This is a genomic window from Emticicia sp. MM (assembly GCF_001649495.1).
Window position 1 is genome coordinate 80565 of the sequence record NZ_LXHX01000114.1, and the last position, 17334, is coordinate 97898.

Sequence of the window (17334 nt, forward strand, 5' to 3'; positions counted from 1 at the left end):
TTTTTACTATCCTATCCTCATAACTCTTAGTCGGGAATTGATATACAAACTTTTCCCGACTTTAATTTTATTTGAACTGAATAATTAGTAGCATCTACATTTTTAGGGGTTATCAAAAGTACATTTTTTCGGCCAAACGAAAGGTATTGCAATGAGCCTCAACAATATCAGCAATACGAGGTGAGTAGCCTCCACCCATCGAAACTACTACTGGAATCTTGTATTTAATTGCTTGTTCAAAAACAAATTCATCACGTCGGCGGCAGCCTTCCATCGAAACTTTTAGTTTACCCAATTTATCGGATGCCAAAATATCTACACCCGAAATATAGAAGATAAATTGTGGTTTTTCTTGTTCGATTAATCTCGGTAAAGTTTCGTAGAGCAAACTCAAATATTGCCCATCTTCGCAGTAAGTTGGCAGCTCAATATCTAAATCAGAAGTTTCTTTTTTCAGTGGATAATTCTCTTTTCCATGCATTGAAAAGGTAAATACTCGTGGTTCATTCTGAAAAATCACGGCAGTTCCGTTACCTTGATGCACATCTAAATCAACGACCAAAATCTTACTAACTATCTTATTTTCAAGCAAATAATTAGCAGCTACGGCCACATCATTGAGTAAACAAAAACCTTCTCCTTTATCGGCGTAGGCGTGATGCGTTCCGCCCGCAATATTCATCGAAATGCCATATTCTAAAGCAAAATGACAACAATCAATTGTACCTTGTGTAATGATAAGTTCACGCTTAACGAGCATTTCGGAGACTGGAAAACCTATTCGACGTTCCATTTTGGGGTCAATGCTAAGATTCAGTAAATCATTAAAATACTGCTCATCATGTACGCCAAGCACCCAATGTTTATCGACTTCGTTTGGCGAAAAGAAACTTTCTTCAGTACAAGTGCCTTCGTAGATTAATTGCTCAGGAATCAGCTCATATTTCAGCATCGGGAAACGATGTCCTTCGGGCAGTGGATGTCGGTAAATTGGGTTGAAGGCAATTTTAAGCATTACTTATAAATCTTCGCATCAATCGAATATTTTCCTGCACCAGTCAGAAAAATGCTGAGGTAAGCAAATAAATACAAAAGTGCATGTTCTTTATCGCCAAGTGGGTCAGCACCATGAATCGAGAAAGCAACAATTGCCATACAACCAATCAGAATTACGAGTGCGGGGCGAGTAAATAAACCTAAAACGAGTAAAATTGAGCAGATAAATTCGGCAAAAACCGTTAGTCCGTGCGAAATCATGGGCGAAACATGCAGCGGGTCAGGAAAATCGGCAGAATTTCCTTTTAAAAATTCCTGCATTTTATCGTATCCGTGTGGTATCATCAGAAAACCGAAGCTGAGACGTAAAATTAAAACTGCCAAACTTACTTGGTTTGGCAGCGAAATGGGCTTTAAATATTTTTTTATCATAATTATTTACAAAATGAACAATTTAGAAAATTGCCCTACTTAACTTCCTCGTAATCAACATATTGGCCACCTTCAAAACCTTTATTTTTTGAACTTGTTGGTGTTGTTTTTACTTTAATTTCACCTTCTTTGCCACGCTCTTTTTCCATAAAATCGTTGTAGCGTTTTTGTTGTTTGGCGATTTGATTTCCAACCAAAATCTCGAATATAAACCTACGAATAGCAGGAACGAAGGCAATTGCCAAAAGAATTAATATGATATATTTCATCGAATCTGAATTTTATAAAACAAAGTTACACTAAGATTAGAAAAACTTGCAAGATTTTTTCTATTGTTGTATCATGTCGTTATTGGTATTCACACCTCCAATATTTATTCCATTAACTTCAAAAGTAAATCTAAAGTTTCAGGACTACTCGGACGTGGAGCATCTGGACGCACAATTGTGCCGCTCTTATCAATAATCATATAACGAGGAATACTATTGATTTTGTATTTCTGGCATACGCCCGAAGCCCAACCACCTTCCGAAAGTCCGTGGTCGCCGTTGTTGAGTTTTAGGTTATCAATCGCCCCTTTCCAATTGTTGGGGTCTTCATCAATCGAAACGTACAAGAAAACAATATTTTTCTTTTGTTTTTCGGTAAAACCATCGTGCATTTTCTTAGAAAACGGAAACTCAGCACGACAAGGCCCGCACCAACTTGCCCAGAAGTCAACATAAATTACTTTTCCTTTGTATTTGGCAAAGTTAAATTGTTTACCATCAATACCTACCAAAACTGGATAATCGCTCGTGCCAAGTGGAAGTTTATCTTTGCTATCATCTTTCTTTTTCGCAACTTCTTCTTTTTTACTGAGGGTTTCTTTGCAATGATTCAAAAGCATATTTCGGTAATCATTGGCGGCAACTTGACTAATCCAAAATTTAGCCGATGAAGCCGTAAGTTTTCCGCAATTATCATAGAGTAATTTTGTAAGCGTATAGTCTAAAACTTGCCCTTTGAGGTATTTTTGAGCGAAATTACCTTTGTCAGAAATGGCTTTTACTTGGTCGGCGTATTTGACAAATTTCTGTTCTTGAGAGTTAAAATAGGTTACAAAAAAAGGCAAGAAGTTTCGGTAGCTTTCTACCATCATCAATTTTTCGTCGTTGATTTTTGCGGGGTCGAGTTCTTCGGTCATTACGGCTGGCAACGACACCACTCGAGTGAGTTTTGTATCAATATTACTGCGAACAATTGAGTACGCCAGCAATAAATGCCAGTAATTCCATTTGATATTAGCTTCAACCAACGACTGAAATTCTGGATTTAGTTTGGCAAGATTGGGGTAGTTTTTTAAGAAATTCAGTTGACTTTTTCGGTCGTCATACAATTTCATTTCCCAATCATCGACATTGGCCGAAATCAGATGGACATAGCGAATATCTTTATCGAATGTATTAGGGTATTTCTTATGAAACTCCGTCAAAAAAGCTTGAGCATCAGCATTTTCAATTAAATCAGTGTTTTTTTTGAGGATATTTCCATCACCGTACTCCACAAAAATATCAGCACTATCAGGTATCGAAAAACCAACTGTTTTTTGTGCAAATGTAATGACCGGAAAAAGTAGTAAGAGAAATAGAAAATTCTTCAACATAGTTTTGTTTGTTAGTAATTGCTTACAAAACTAACGAAAATCTATGCCAAAGAATTCTTTTATAGGTAATAAAATGCAAAAAGCAGATGTAAAAATCCCGTTAGGGATTCAACATCGGTAGAAATTAATCATCTAACAAAACGCTCATGCCGTAGGTATGACACATTTATTGTTGGTTTCATACCTACGGCATGAGCTTGTTCTTGTATATTGATGAGCTACCAATATTAAATCCCTAACGGGATAACTATTAAAAACAAAGATTATACTATTACATTTTCAATTTCCACCACCTTAAAATCTTTTTTATCAGCCTCACAAGTTGGGCAAGTGTAGGTAGCAGGAAGTTTTGCAAATGGAACACCCACAGAAATATCATTTAATAAATCTCCAAAATCTGGGTCATAAATCGTGAAGCAATGTTTGCATTGATGCACTTTTTTAGTACTTGGCTTGACGAGTTCTTCTTCTTTGTGGTCATCTCGCAAACCTGCTGCTTTTATGGCATTTTCAGCAATCATTTTATTATATTTCAATACATTTCGGCGTAATTGTTCGGCCAAATTAACACGCAAAATACTTGTCTCGAAATACTTTTTTGTACGACCATTTGGGTTGAAATCTTCGGTGTACGAAATATCATACACAAAATGGAGGGGAATAAAATTAAAGAGTCTAAAACGTCGACGTTGCACCATTATTGAAGCATAAACTTCGGTACGTGGGCGAGTTTTTATACCAAAACACAAACCAAATGTACGTAAATCTTGATGGTCGAAGGCCTCTACTAATCTTAATTTTAGTTGCAAGGCTTCGTCCGAATCGTCTTCTACTTGCCAGTTGAGTTCGTTGGCTGCATGACGCACATTGATGTTAAATTCTGATAAAACATTACTCCATTTGCCTCGACTTCCCTCATCAATACCTTTGATAATCAACGACTTGAATGGCGTTAGACAAATTTCGCCAATTTTGGTTTCTTGACAAAGTTCGCAGAGTTTTATCAAGAATTTTGCATTGAAATATTCATTTCGGCGGTAAATTCCGAGCCACGTTTTTTTGCCATAACGATTGAAACCTTCGTAGTAAGGTAAAGTAAATTGGGCAGGTTCGAGTTCGTTTTCTTTTTCGAGCGAAATAAACGATGGTAAATCAACGAAAAGTTGTTCGATATTTTCGGCAAATTGTTCTTCTTTGTCCGAAATTTTTTCTTCCAGAAATTTACACAGTTTGGGAATTTCGTTTGAGAAAATGAGTTTATCGAAACTGAAAACTTTGTTTGTTTTGGGTAAACGGATATACAAATACCAAAAATTTGGATTTACTGAAGCTATAAAGTTGAGATGTCCCGAAAAATAGGGTGTAAAACTCTGTTGATTGTCCGAAAGATTGATTTTTAGTTTGGCATCATAATCGAACAAATCAAGAATATCTTTATAGATTCCTTCGGTCAGCCAGTTTCCTTTTTGGAAAACTTCTTCGGCTACATACGAACTGATAATATTCGGAAATTCATTTACATCCGACTGAAAATCAATCTTTTGTGCCAACATTTTCTGCTCAAAAGTTCGGGCAAATGGGTGCGGCAAATGAAAAATCAATTGCTGACGTAACCCGAAACGCACTTCGTCAACCTGCGACTCTTGTGCCGCCTCTAATATATATTTCAACTCACCAGGCGAAGCGATTCCGCCCTTGAAGTTTATTCTGACTGTGTAAAAATCTTTCATAAATCTTTGATAATTAACTCTTTCTAATTTGTACAGCCACCTATTGTCGACAAAAAAACACTACCACTATTTACTGTAAACCCTGAGTTTAATAGAATATACTTGTCAGCTTTGTATGTTACATTTGCATTGAAATTTATATTGTTATTGGCGTGAATTCTATCTGTGCCAACAAAAATCCTATTTGTATTTATTGGATTACTAATGACCAATGGATTTGCAATTGTAACCAAAGTTTGCGTACTATCACTCCCTTTTGGATTGCTTGCAGTTAGAGTCACCGTGTAGTTTCCAACATTAGCATATCTATGCGTTGGAGTTATTTCGGTTGAAGTCGTGCCATCGCCAAAATTCCATAAATAAGTCAAAGGCTGATTAAGTGATTGATTGTGAAAAGTAAAATCTTTTAAACAACTACTCGACTGCACAGCAGTAAAACTCGGAACTGGTGCTAATAATAATGGCATTGTGACTTTCCAAATTTTTCCATTAAAGTCAGTTATGTATATCAAATTTGCTACTTTTTCAGCGTCAGTAACTTTGTTAAAACCACTTACTAAACGAGTTACATTTACTTTATAATCACTAATATTGGAATCATAGGTTAGTTTTAGTTGGCATAAATCACCTGCGGTATCTTCCGAAGGTAGATACCCTCCACCAGTCCCATTTTCGGGCGAATAAGCCATTACAAATCCTGAACCTAAATAAGGTGTTTGTAGGGTGCTATCGGAATCAAAAACTAAACCTACGGGTGAGCGGTGGCTTGTAAATGTTGTACATTCGGTAGCCTGATACATACTCCCAGTGGTTGGATTTCTGACCCAATTAGCATCAGGTCCTAAGTTTTTTATTGGTTCTATAAAACTCACTCCCACAGGACGACTTGGATAATTGGGGTCATTATAAAAACTATAATTAGCATATCCATTCACGGGAATTAATTTATCTTGACTTGGATTATAAGGGGTATATTGCATTGGGGTATCATTTCCTCCCATTCTCCATGGAAAGCCGTAATGTTTACCTTCTCGCAGCCAATTCATTTCCTCAGGGTCATCTCTATCACCTGAATTTTCAACGCCAAAAAGTTTTTTATCACCATTTAAAGCCATGTCAAATTCATTTCGCACACCCCTTGCAAAAACATAGCCACTTGAAGTGAGTGTCTCCTCATTATTTGGTAAATAGATATTATTAGCGGTTATCGGAATTCTAAATATCTTAGTTGTTAATGGTACTTCTCTGATACCAGAATAATTTCCTGAGTTTTTAATTTCACCGTGGTCAGTACGAGAACCACTGGCAATGTAAACAGAATCTTTATTTGCTGAAAAGCAGACTCCTGCAAACGCATGGTCGAACAATGTTCCTGAAGATGGATAGAGTTCGGTTGTGAGCATGGTAGTCCATTGTCGAGTTCCATTTGGTAAAATCGTGCATTTTTCTACAACACCATATCCATTAAAATCATTTGCATTATTATTATTCCCAACTAAAATAAATGTATTATTGTAGAAAGCCATACCTTGTAAATGATTGATATGATGTTCGTTTGGTGGTAAAAATGCAATTTCATCACTGGCCACTCCATTTTCTATCGGTATCTTGAAGACCCAACCATCGGTATTACACGTATAAAGCGTGTTAGTAACTGGGTCATGCACAATTCGGACAGGTAAATGATTAAGTGTTTTGAATAATTCAACAGAAATATTCGGTTTTATTGGCATTGGAGCTTTTATCGAAATATTTTTGGGTTGTTCTTGATACTCTTTGTGTGTTCTTTCTTGAGCAAAAGAATAGTTTGAAATAATTAGTAGCAACAAAAGTCTTAATTGTTTCATGGTGTTTTATACTGATTTGAAAGTTGAGTTTATGATTTGTACAAAACAAATTTATAAAAGGCAATTTCAAAATCAAACTAAACCTCCACCAACGCCTCTTTTCCCACATTCTCCAAAATCATTCTGACTTCGGGGCGGCAGCTTCCGCAACCTGTGCCTGCTCCTGTTTTTTGGCAAAGTTGCGTAAAATCAGTGCATCCGCCTTTGATGGCGTTTTCGAGATTTCCTTGCCCAACGTTATTGCACGAACACACTAATTTACCTAAAACTGGCTCGGAAATTTTGCCCGAACGAAGCAAAGCCAAACGTTTTTCTGATAATTCGATGCCGTTGGCTATTAAATCTCTGAATTCGAGAAACTCCGATTTATCGCCAATTAAAATTGCTCCAACTAATCTATCGTTATGAATGATACACTTTTTGTAATAATGCTTGGCTTTATCAATAAATGTAACTTCCTCATAATCAGTGCTTCCCGCAGGAATTTCGACTACACCCAACGAACAAAGGTTCAATCCGTGCATTTTCAGAAGATTCATCGAAAGGCTTCCTTTATAGAAACTTGATAAATCGCCAGCCAAGAATTTGGCTACTACTTCGGCTTGTTGCTCGGCAGCGGCTGTAATACCCCACATTTGCTTTTTCCACTCGGCAATTTCGCCACAAGCAAAAATATCGGGGTCAGAAGTTTGTAAATAATCATTCACAACTACTCCTCGATTACAGTCCAATCCTGCTTCTTTGGCCAGTTGGATGGTTGGAATTGTTCCTGCGGCCACAATAATGGCGTTGCAATCTAATTTTTGACCTGATTTTAGTCGAATACCTTCGATTTTTTCGGTACCATAAAACTGTTCAACTTCATCATTGTAAAACACATCAATGCCACGAGCTACGATTTCTTCGTGCAAAATATCACTTCCAAGTGGGTCAAGTTGGCGGTCCATGAATCTACCGATACGCTGCACGACGGTTACATTTATTTCAATCTCTCGCAAAGAAGCGGCCATTTCAAGCCCCAATAGACCTCCACCAACGATGACAACATGCCTTCGGTTGGTTTCGGCTGGAACGCCAGCCGCTTCGCTCACCCACCGAAGACTGTCTCCTTGTTGCCCGAGCGAAGCGGAGGGCAACGGCTTGAGAAATGGCAATAAAGTATCAGCATCTAAACGGCTACGCATATTGAAAATTCCTGCCATTTTGGGGAAGTTTTTTGGCATAAACGCTTGGCTTCCCATGCCGAGAAATAACTTATCGTAGGTATGTTCGTGGCCTAAATCATCAACTAAAATCTTATTTTTTCGGTCAATATGATTGATACCGATGCCTTTATGAACTTTAATATTATTTTCTAAAAATTGGTCTTCACGAAGTTTCACAAGTTGCTCCCAAGATTGTGTTCCGCTGATATAATCAGGAAGCATGACACGGTTATAAAAAGGATAAATTTCTTTTGAAAAAACCTCAATATCATCGTTTTGGTTAAGTTTTCGGTAAGATGATATAAAGCCCAGCCCAGCCGAACCAGCTCCGATAATGACTATTTTTTCTTTTGGTTTTACGTATTTTACAATATCGACAGCCGAAAATTTAAAATCTGGCTCTTTTGAACGAGCATCAACCAAAACATTGGTTAGGTTATTGGCCCTGCCAAAATCATTACCCAGAACTCGGCCCCAGTGCATAGGTAAAAAACACGTACCTATTTTTACTGCATCGGTTAATTTAGCTTTTACTTTTACACTTCCACGATTACCATTTACTTCCACAATCGTTCCTTCTTCGATACCACGCTTTTGAGCATCTTTTGGGTGAATCTCGACAAAAGGTGTTGGAATATGTTGATTGAGCTTATTAACACGTGCCGTTTTGGTCATGGTATGCCATTGGTCACGAATTCGACCAGTTAGCAGTATCAAAGGGAAATCTTTGCTTAATTTTTCCGAAAGATTTTCGTCTGGCACGGCATGGATTTTCGCACGTTTGTTGGGAGTGTAAAACTCTCCTTTTTCAAAGAGCCGTGTAGTTCCAAAATTTAGTTCTGAACGGTTCGCCGTGCGATTCTGAGTTTTGAACGGTTCGCCGTGCGATTCTGAGTTTTGGGTATTAATCAGCGAATTTTCTTCTTTCTTCAACTCAGAATTCAGAATTCTTAATTCAGAACTCTTACACGGCCACTGAATGGTTCTTTCTTTCAATAACTCATAACTCACGCCCGTCACATCAATATTTGTTCCACGAGTGGTTTCGGTGTATTCTTTATAGATTTCACTAAAATTATTATACTTGAATTTATTTCCCCAACCCATTTTTGCGGCAAATCGGCAGATAATTTCAGCATCTGGAAGAGCTTCGGCTGGAGCATTAATTACTTTATTGAGGTAAGAAATTCTACGCTCGGCGTTGGTCATTGTGCCTTCTTTTTCTGCCCAAGCTGCCGCAGGAAGCACGACATCAGCAAATTTTATAGTATCAGCTTTGTTAGAAATATCTTGAACGACCACAAATTTGGCATTTTTTAGGGCCATTTCGGCCATTCGTGCATCGGGAAGGCTCACCATTGGATTCGTACAAACTATCCAAATCGCTTTTAGTTTTCCTTCTTCTAAACCTTTAAACATTTCGGTTGCTGTCAGGCCTATTTTATCAGAAATTGTAGTTCCGCCCCAAAACTCTTCCATTTCTTGTCTGTGAATTGGATTGGCAATTTCTCGATGCGATGCCAGCATATTTGCCAAGCCACCTACTTCTCGTCCGCCCATTGCGTTGGGTTGACCTGTAAGCGAAAATGGCCCATTACCAGCTTTTCCAATTTTTCCTGTAATCAGGCTCAGATTAATAAGCGAGAGGTTTTTGTTTACGCCAATCACCGATTGATTGAGTCCCATTGTCCACATCGAAAGAAAGCCTTTTGCTTTAGCAATCAATGAGACAGTTTTGGTGATAAGTTCTGCTTCAACGCCACAAATTTCGGCCGATTCGGCAAGTGAACGTTCAAAAACCTTTGTTTTGTATTCTTCAAAACCATCGGTGTGATTTTGGATAAAGTCATTATCAAGCCAATTGTTTTCAATTAAAATTCTACCAATAGCATGATTTAAAGTAACATCTGTACCTGGATTTATCTGCAAATGAATATCTGAACTCGTAGCCGTTTGTGTGCAACGTGGGTCAACCGTAATAATTTTCACATTTGGATTTGCAGCTTTGTGAGCCTCTACCCTACGCCAAATAATTGGGTGACACCAAGCGGGATTTGCACCTTCAACCAAAATACAATCTGATTGCTCAATATCATCGTAGCAAACTGGCACAGAATCTTCGCCCAAAGAGAGCTTATACCCAACCACCGCCGACGACATACACAAACGAGAATTAGTATCGATGTTATTTGAGCCAATAAAGCCTTTCATGAGTTTATTCCAAAGATAATATTCTTCGGTAAGGCATTGCCCTGAAACGTAGAAACCTACCGAATCGGGGCCGTATTTGCTGATGAATGTCTTGAAAATAGCGGCAGTACGTTCCAATGCCTCATCCCAAGTGGTACGTTGCATAGGCATACTACGATTCATACGCATCTGTGGATACAGCAATCGGTCAGATTTATCATTGACGGTATAGTGCAAATTCATCCCTTTCGAGCAGAGCATTCCACGGTTTACGGGGTGGTCTTTATCGCCTTCTACATGAATTTTCCCGTTGCCTAAATCGGTCGCAACAATTCCACAACCTACTCCGCAGTAGCAACAAGTGGTTTTATATTTACCCCCAACCAGCAACGGCTGCCGCCCTAAAGGGGAGTTTAGTTTCTTATTATTTTGCATATCCAAATACATTTTAACCTATTTTTTGTTCCCCTTTAGGGGCGGTCGGCCGCTGCCGTTAGGGGTTTTAGGTACTACACCAATTCTTCCACCAACGCCTCTTTTTTTACTTTTTCTTCTTTCGAGAATTTAGTTACCAGAATAAGTGCGGCAGCTACAATGGCGGCATAGCCAATGTATTGAAATGCGTCGGCATAAGTCAGGTTTTCAGATTTGAACAAAAAGCCCATCAACATTCCACCGATATTCCCGCCAGCACCTACTATTCCTGCCACCATACCTACATTTTTAGTATTGATAAAGGGCGTTAAGGCATACGTTGCTCCGTTGGCCATTTTTAAGAATAATGCAAACAAAACCATTGAAGCAATAGCCAGCGGCAAAGAAGTAGAACCCGCAAAAAGTATCAATCCGATACCCTCGATAGCAATTAGCACTGCCAAAAGCTTTCCTTTGCCCGAAAGTCCGTTTTTCTTCCCAATTTTATCAGCCCAAATTCCGCCTAAGGCACGAGCGAAAATATTCATGAAGCCAAACAAACCAGCCAGTAAACCTGCCAATTTTTGGTCAACGCCAAAGTTATCCACGAAGTGAAGTGCAGCTACGTTATCGAATGTAATTTCCATTCCGAAACAAATTGAATAGGAAAATGCCAATGCCCAAACTCTCCAATCTTTCACCACTTCCATAGTGTTTGGTTTTTCTTTCTTGGCTACTTCACAGTTAATGTCTTCGTAGTTTCCTTCGGGCGTGTCTTTAGTAAATTTATAGTATAAAAATGCACTGATAAGTAGCAAAGTACCCGGCACAATCATGGCCAAACGCCAAGCCTCACCTTTTGTATAACCTAAGCCTACAATTCCAGCAAAAATTACGGGCATGAGCATATTGGTAATTCCTCCGCCCAAATTTCCCCAACCGCCAGCAACCGCATTGGCTGTTCCTTTGATGTTGGGTGCAAACATGACAGACGTATGATATTGTGTGATAACGAATGATGCACCAATAACACCAATGGCTAATCTGAAAAGCAGGAAAGTTTCGTAGCTGTGCGAAAGTCCAACTAAATAAACGGGAATGGCAGAAAATACTAATAAAGCAGTGTAAGTTTTACGAGGCCCCCAAGTATCGCAAAGGCGACCGATAAGTAAACGTGCAATAATTGTAGCCGAAACCGCCGCAATAAGCGTATTGCCTACTTGAGCTTTGGTAAGACCTAAATCTTCACGAATGGTTGGCATGAGCGGAGCAAGTCCGAACCAGCCAAAAAAGCACATGAAGAATGTAAACCACGTAATGTGGAAAGTACGCATCTGAACGCCCGAAAAACTCAGTACGTTGAGTGATGAAAGTGGAGAACCCCCATCCCCTAAAGGAGAGTTATTGTGATTGTTTTCGTTACTTGTTTTCATTTTTTCTTTGATTGACAGTTCTTAATATTTTAGTTACTTATACTTATTTATATAAGTACTTATACTCAAAAATTGACAGATTTATGGAAAAATCCCAGTTGGCAAAGCCAAGAGGGATTTTCAGTGCTTTCGCACAATTAAGAATTGAGAATTAAGAATGAATAATTTATCGTCAATCCTACATCACACGGACGAACCTGTCTTAATTCTTAATTCTACATTCTTAATTATTTTAAAGGTCTTCGATTGAGAATTTATCGAACAATAAATTCAATAATCGGTCATGGACTTCTTGATACTCGGGTAAGTGTATGATGTCTTTTTTGTTTCGAGGTCGGTCAAGCGGAATATCAACAATCTCTTTGATGGTTGCCGCGGGCCCGTTATTCATCACCACAACTCGATCCGATAAGAAAATCGCTTCCTCAATATCGTGCGTTACCATAACGATTGTTTTGTTGCGATTATCCAAATTCCAAAGTTTCAATAACTCGATGTGCATTGAGCCTTTTGTGAGGGCATCTAATGCTCCGAAAGGCTCATCGAGCAATAAAATGCTTGGGTTGATAGCAAATGCACGAGCAATAGCTACCCTTTGTTTCATTCCACCAGAAAGCTGACTTGGAAGTTTGTCTTTATGTGGTAAAAGATTCACCATTTCGAGGTTTTTCTCAACTAATGCTACTTTTTCGGCTTTTGAAAGATGCGGCAAAACCGAATCTACGGCCTCAAAAACATTTTTATAGACCGTTAGCCAAGGCAAAAGTGAGTAATTTTGAAATACAATTCCACGGTCAGGGCCAGGCCCAGTTATGGTTTTACTGTTGGCAATTACTTCGCCCGATGACGGAGCAACCATGCCCGAAATTGTGTTCATTAACGTTGATTTTCCGCAACCTGAGTGACCAATAATACTCACGATTTCGCCTTTTCCAATTGTAAGGTCTATGTTCTTTACGGCAGTAAAAGTGCCTTTACTTTTCGATTTGAATGAAACCGTTACATCTTTAATTTCAATACTGGTTTCGGTAGCTATTTTATGAAATGATGACGAATCATCTATTAAAAGTTCATTATTTGCTTTCATAACTAAATGCTTTTTGAAGTACATTGAAAATTTTGTCGAACAATAAACCTACCGTTCCTATAATGAGAATTGCCGAAAGGATTTTTTCGAGACTCAAACCATTCCAAGAATCCCAAACGAAGAAACCAATTCCTACACCACCCGAAAGCATTTCTCCCGCCACAATTACCACCCAAGCAATACCAATCGACAAGCGAAGCCCCGTAATGATATGCGGTAGAGCATAAGGCAAAAGCACTTTTGTTAAGTATTTCCAGTGTGAAAAGCCAAATGCTTTGGCTACATTTTTGTGGTCGGAAGGAATAGACGAGACGCCAAAAGCTGTGTTGATAAGCGTAGGCCACATAGAAGTAATGGTTATGATAAAAATAGTTGCTTGGTCAGAAGCCTTGAATGCCAACAAACCCAATGGAAACCAAGCCAAAGGTGAAACTGGACGCAAAATCTGAACGATTGGGTTCAATAAATTCATGCCAACTTTTGAAGAACCCATCAACAAGCCCACAGGAATGGCAACTAAACTACCCAAAGCAAAACCCACAAACACACGACGAAGCGAATACCAAAGCTGCAAGCCAATTCCTTTGTCGTTGGGACCATAATCATAGAATGGCTCGGCCATCATTTCTGAAAAAACTGTCCAAGTAGCAACTGGGCCTGGAATTTCGGCTTTTGTTACAATCGTAACCAATTGCCATAAGCCCAAGAGAATGAGCATACTTCCGAGGAAGTAAAGGCCCCCAACACCCCCAGCCCCTAAAGGGGAGTATTTGTTGAATATTTTATTTAGTATATTTTTCATTCTACACAAAATTTTAATGTTAATGCTTTACCCTAACCCAGTCCTGAAAAAGAGATTGTTTGCTCCCCTTTAGGGGCGGGGGGTGTTATTTCTTCGTTGCTGATAAATATCCTGCAATATTATTCGGGTCGAAGTTTACGTCGAGTGCGGTTTTGAAAGGTTGCATATCAGGTTGTATTGGCACGCTCATTTCCTTGGCTACTTCGGCAAACAAATCATCTAAAATCAACTTCTCGGCAATTCCTTTGTAGTCTGGTGCAGATTTTAAATATCCGAAACGAACATACTGAGCCAAGAACCACATGGCATAAGACTTTTTAGGTGTTGCTACTAAGCCATTGTTGTAGAATGTCATGTAATCGTCTTTGTATTTTTGTACGCCTAAATCACAACCTAAATCGTTTGAGCCAAGCAAGCGTGCCTCTAAAACTGCTACTGGAGCATTTACATAATATGGTTTCGATAACCAAGCAGCGGCCTTTTTTCGATTTCCCATATTATCCAGCCATTTTTGAGCTTCGATAATGGCCTTCATTACTTTTTTCAAATCTTCTTTTTGACTTGCTGCAAATTTGCTGTTCACAACTAATGCTTTTTCTGGGTGATGTTTCCAAATATCTTGGCTGGCAATATGCGTAAAGCCAATATTCTGAGCCGCTGCAACACCATTCCAAGGCTCTCCAACACTGAAACCTTCCATGTTATCAACTTTCATGTTGGCAACCATTTGTGGTGGTGGAATTGTGATAATACCTACCGCTTTTTGATTTACACCTGCTGCTGCCATCCAATTTCTTAACCAAATATCATGTGTTCCACCAGGGAAAGTCATAGCGAAGGTTACTTCTTTGCGTTTTTTGAGTTCGGCAATTGCAGCGTTTACTTTTTTCAAATCTTTAAAACCAACCAAGCCACAGAAATCTTTTGAAAGCGTAATTGCTTGACCATTATTATTTAAAGTCATGGCAATTTTCATTTCGGAACCTGCTTTTCCACCTATTCCTGTATAAACCGACATCGGCATTGAGAATAAACAATGAGCTCCGTCTAATTCACCGTTCAATACTTTATCACGAATATTTGCCCAAGATGCTTCTTTGCTCAATTCTACGTTTACACCATATTTGGCAAATAAACCTAACTCTTTTGCTGCAACTAATGGAGCACAGTCGGTCAATGGAATAAAACCTAATTTAATTGCCTCAGCGGCTGGATATTTGAAAGCTGAGATGGTAACAGAAATAATTAAAGCAAATGCTACGAGTATATTTTTTCTTATATTTTTCATGAAGAAAATCGAATTTAAAATTTTAGAATAAATAAAGTCCTTTATCCCCTTTAGGTACGGTCCGCCGCAGCGGTTAGGGGTGTACTTACTGCTTGATAGCAACAGGTTTTGTATAGAAGAAATCAGGACGAATATTGAGCATCAAATAAGCCCATTGGCCTGTTTTACGTGTTTTGTCCATCGAAGTTTGCTTCACGTATTCAAGGCTGTTATTTCCTTTCATTACCGAGTATCCAAACTCAACAGCCGTGAATTTATTAAGGGTATAATTCAACACTAAGTCATATTCTGTACCCAACATTGGCGATATTTTAGCACCTGCTGGAGCATCTTTCATTTTGTTTGGAGTATCGGCCGCTAAAGCAAAATAATGAATATCGAATGTTGATGTTAGGCGTTTTCCTGCGTGTTTTAGCTTAAAGAAAGCATTTTGCAAACCACCAACTGGCGAGCCAGTACCTACATAAAAGTAGTCCATATAACCCCAGTGTTTATGTGGTGTGCCATAAAGTGGGTCGAAACGGCTTGTTTCACCTGCTTTTGTAGTAAAACCATCATTTCCCGATAACACTTCATATCCAGGCCCAAAGCTGATAAGACCTTTTTGCATCATGAAGTTTGCCCCATAATGAAATGCTTTTTTAATTTTCAAACCATCACGGTCAGTGCCAGACTGTAAATAGCCAAACGCTTGCCATGCAATTTTACCTAATTTGGCCGACGCATTACCGAATTGCCCTGTAAGCATTGTTCCGTAAGTTAGGCGAGAATTTACACCAGTTTGATCATAACGTCTTCCATATACGTAACCTTGAGTTGCATTACCAATACTATCAATTCTAAATTTTGAGAAATCATCTTTGAAGAAAAGTGCAGAAAACTTAGTTTGCTTGAATTTGTGTGTCAAATACGCCATTTGAAACGATTTAAACATTTGGTTTTGACCGTTTGTGCTGGCTGCATTTGCCAAAACTGGAGCTCCGCCTTTTGTAGCTGTTGGTAAAAATCCCGCTGGAATCGCCAATGTTACGTTTTTGTTAGAGAGTACCGATGCTGGAGCGTTTCCACCTACATAATAAGTGCCATTTGTACCAAAGGCATCACCATTTTGATTGAAACCACCACCAAAATCTAATGCCCAACCTAAATGCTGTGCTTTAAAAATAGCAGCATCGAAACGGCGGCCTTGTTGTAGCCAATCAAGGTTTCCGAGTAAACGAACATCGTCATAAACAAGCTCCTGACGTCCTATTTTTAATGAAAGATTTTGTATCGGCCTGAATTTTACGGTTGTATCAGCCGAGTTTGCTAAAACGATTTCGGCCCATGCTTCATGCACACCAAACTTACCACCATCAGCATTTGAGATTGACGAAGCGTCTTGCCCCCACACACGTACATCTTGTACTGCCATGCCAAAAGTTACTCTGTCCCATTTGTAGCCAAAAGTTAGACGAGTGCGTTGCGAAGTAAACGCTGAATACTTTGTGCCAAGTGGTGCAAGGTTGCCGAGACCATCACGAACTTCTGTACGAGTTCTGACTTGACCAAGTAATGAAAATTGAGAATAGGATGCCTTGAAAAAAGATACTGTGAAGAAAATTGCAAGCCCAAACTTGCTAAATAGATTTTTTTTCATTTGTTTTGAATTGAATTGTGAATAAATACCTACGTTCTGCGATTCGTTCGCCGATTTGACACCCCCATGTCAAGTCGGTTTTTTTGTTTGGTTCAAGACAAAGCCCCCACTTTACCTTTCCCCGATTTCTTTCAATTTTTTGCTGATTTTCCTACGTTTCCATTTGTTTTAGAAGTTAAATAATAGATTGGCACTTTTAATTAATTTCTTGATAGCCCCCACTATCAAAATTTTCTTTGGTTATTTATACTTAATTAAACTATTTCTATTTTGCTTATTCAAATGTATAAAATAATATTTTATACTCAAAACACAAAACAACATATTTTAGTCATTTTCAACACTTTTACTCAAAATTCTTTTAATTCTTAAACTTGTTTTTAGAAAAATACAATTTTATTTTCCATATTATGCCATTTCTGAAACCTACTTTTTATATTTTTTCATTTTTATACTTTCAAAACCTAACTTTCATATCACTGAAAAATATAATTATGAATACTCAAAATTTTAAAACCAATTTTGTTAGATAGTCAAATATCGCTCAAAGAACATCCAGATTGGACGTTCCTACGAAAACCACACGTCCATAAAACCAAACGTGCCACACCTTCGAGGGTGTGGCA

General features: G+C 38.5%; 12 protein-coding genes. All 12 read right to left on the reverse strand.

Annotation, left to right across the window (positions count from 1 at the left end):
• Positions 1 to 112: 112 nt before the first annotated feature.
• The gene (locus A6M55_RS15895) at positions 113 to 1015 is read right to left on the reverse strand and encodes a histone deacetylase (RefSeq protein WP_064198510.1); all 903 of its coding nucleotides are present in this window, start codon (positions 1013 to 1015) and stop codon (positions 113 to 115) included.
• Positions 1015 to 1428: a DoxX family protein gene (locus A6M55_RS15900; RefSeq protein ID WP_064198511.1), complete on the reverse strand. Its 414-nt coding sequence runs from the start codon at positions 1426 to 1428 to the stop codon at positions 1015 to 1017. Before A6M55_RS15900 ends, A6M55_RS15895 begins: the two co-directional genes overlap by 1 nt.
• Positions 1429 to 1463: 35 nt before the next feature.
• Complete coding sequence (locus A6M55_RS15905; RefSeq protein WP_064198512.1) at positions 1464 to 1697, reverse strand: hypothetical protein; 234 nt, start codon at positions 1695 to 1697, stop codon at positions 1464 to 1466.
• Positions 1698 to 1801: 104 nt separating this feature from the next.
• A complete protein-coding gene (locus A6M55_RS15910; protein WP_064198513.1) occupies positions 1802 to 3073 on the reverse strand; it encodes a TlpA disulfide reductase family protein in 1272 nt (423 codons plus the stop codon).
• 263 nt (positions 3074 to 3336) lie between these two features.
• A complete protein-coding gene (locus A6M55_RS15915; RefSeq protein WP_064198514.1) occupies positions 3337 to 4803 on the reverse strand; it encodes a rubredoxin in 1467 nt (488 codons plus the stop codon).
• Between the two features lie 23 nt (positions 4804 to 4826).
• Positions 4827 to 6650 (reverse strand): PKD domain-containing protein, encoded by a 1824-nt coding sequence (locus tag A6M55_RS15920; RefSeq protein WP_064198515.1) that lies wholly within the window; start codon positions 6648 to 6650, stop codon positions 4827 to 4829.
• A 77-nt stretch (positions 6651 to 6727) separates the two neighbouring features.
• Positions 6728 to 10480, reverse strand: a complete 3753-nt coding sequence (locus A6M55_RS15925; RefSeq protein WP_082893060.1) for a nitrate reductase — start codon at positions 10478 to 10480, stop codon at positions 6728 to 6730.
• A gap of 74 nt (positions 10481 to 10554) precedes the next feature.
• Positions 10555 to 11892 (reverse strand): NarK family nitrate/nitrite MFS transporter, encoded by a 1338-nt coding sequence (locus tag A6M55_RS15930; RefSeq protein WP_064198516.1) that lies wholly within the window; start codon positions 11890 to 11892, stop codon positions 10555 to 10557.
• Between the two features lie 232 nt (positions 11893 to 12124).
• Positions 12125 to 12979, reverse strand: coding sequence for an ABC transporter ATP-binding protein (locus A6M55_RS15935; protein WP_064198517.1), 855 nt, complete (start codon positions 12977 to 12979; stop codon positions 12125 to 12127).
• Positions 12966 to 13781 (reverse strand): nitrate ABC transporter permease, encoded by an 816-nt coding sequence (ntrB, locus tag A6M55_RS15940; protein WP_064198518.1) that lies wholly within the window; start codon positions 13779 to 13781, stop codon positions 12966 to 12968. The genes A6M55_RS15935 and ntrB overlap by 14 nt, the downstream gene beginning before the upstream one ends.
• Before the next feature lie 85 nt (positions 13782 to 13866).
• Positions 13867 to 15069, reverse strand: coding sequence for a CmpA/NrtA family ABC transporter substrate-binding protein (locus A6M55_RS15945; RefSeq protein WP_064198519.1), 1203 nt, complete (start codon positions 15067 to 15069; stop codon positions 13867 to 13869).
• Positions 15070 to 15154: 85 nt separating this feature from the next.
• A complete protein-coding gene (locus A6M55_RS15950) occupies positions 15155 to 16708 on the reverse strand; it encodes an alginate export family protein (RefSeq protein ID WP_082893061.1) in 1554 nt (517 codons plus the stop codon).
• Between the last annotated feature and the right edge of the window lie 626 nt (positions 16709 to 17334).

Coding starts and splice junctions, on each gene's coding strand:
- A6M55_RS15895 (WP_064198510.1), bottom strand. CDS start 1,015: ATGCTTAAAATTGCCTTCAACCCAATTTACCGACATCCACTGCCCGAA.
- A6M55_RS15900 (WP_064198511.1), bottom strand. CDS start 1,428: ATGATAAAAAAATATTTAAAGCCCATTTCGCTGCCAAACCAAGTAAGT.
- A6M55_RS15905 (WP_064198512.1), bottom strand. CDS start 1,697: ATGAAATATATCATATTAATTCTTTTGGCAATTGCCTTCGTTCCTGCT.
- A6M55_RS15910 (WP_064198513.1), bottom strand. CDS start 3,073: ATGTTGAAGAATTTTCTATTTCTCTTACTACTTTTTCCGGTCATTACA.
- A6M55_RS15915 (WP_064198514.1), bottom strand. CDS start 4,803: ATGAAAGATTTTTACACAGTCAGAATAAACTTCAAGGGCGGAATCGCT.
- A6M55_RS15920 (WP_064198515.1), bottom strand. CDS start 6,650: ATGAAACAATTAAGACTTTTGTTGCTACTAATTATTTCAAACTATTCT.
- A6M55_RS15925 (WP_082893060.1), bottom strand. CDS start 10,480: ATGCAAAATAATAAGAAACTAAACTCCCCTTTAGGGCGGCAGCCGTTG.
- A6M55_RS15930 (WP_064198516.1), bottom strand. CDS start 11,892: ATGAAAACAAGTAACGAAAACAATCACAATAACTCTCCTTTAGGGGAT.
- A6M55_RS15935 (WP_064198517.1), bottom strand. CDS start 12,979: ATGAAAGCAAATAATGAACTTTTAATAGATGATTCGTCATCATTTCAT.
- ntrB (WP_064198518.1), bottom strand. CDS start 13,781: ATGAAAAATATACTAAATAAAATATTCAACAAATACTCCCCTTTAGGG.
- A6M55_RS15945 (WP_064198519.1), bottom strand. CDS start 15,069: ATGAAAAATATAAGAAAAAATATACTCGTAGCATTTGCTTTAATTATT.
- A6M55_RS15950 (WP_082893061.1), bottom strand. CDS start 16,708: ATGAAAAAAAATCTATTTAGCAAGTTTGGGCTTGCAATTTTCTTCACA.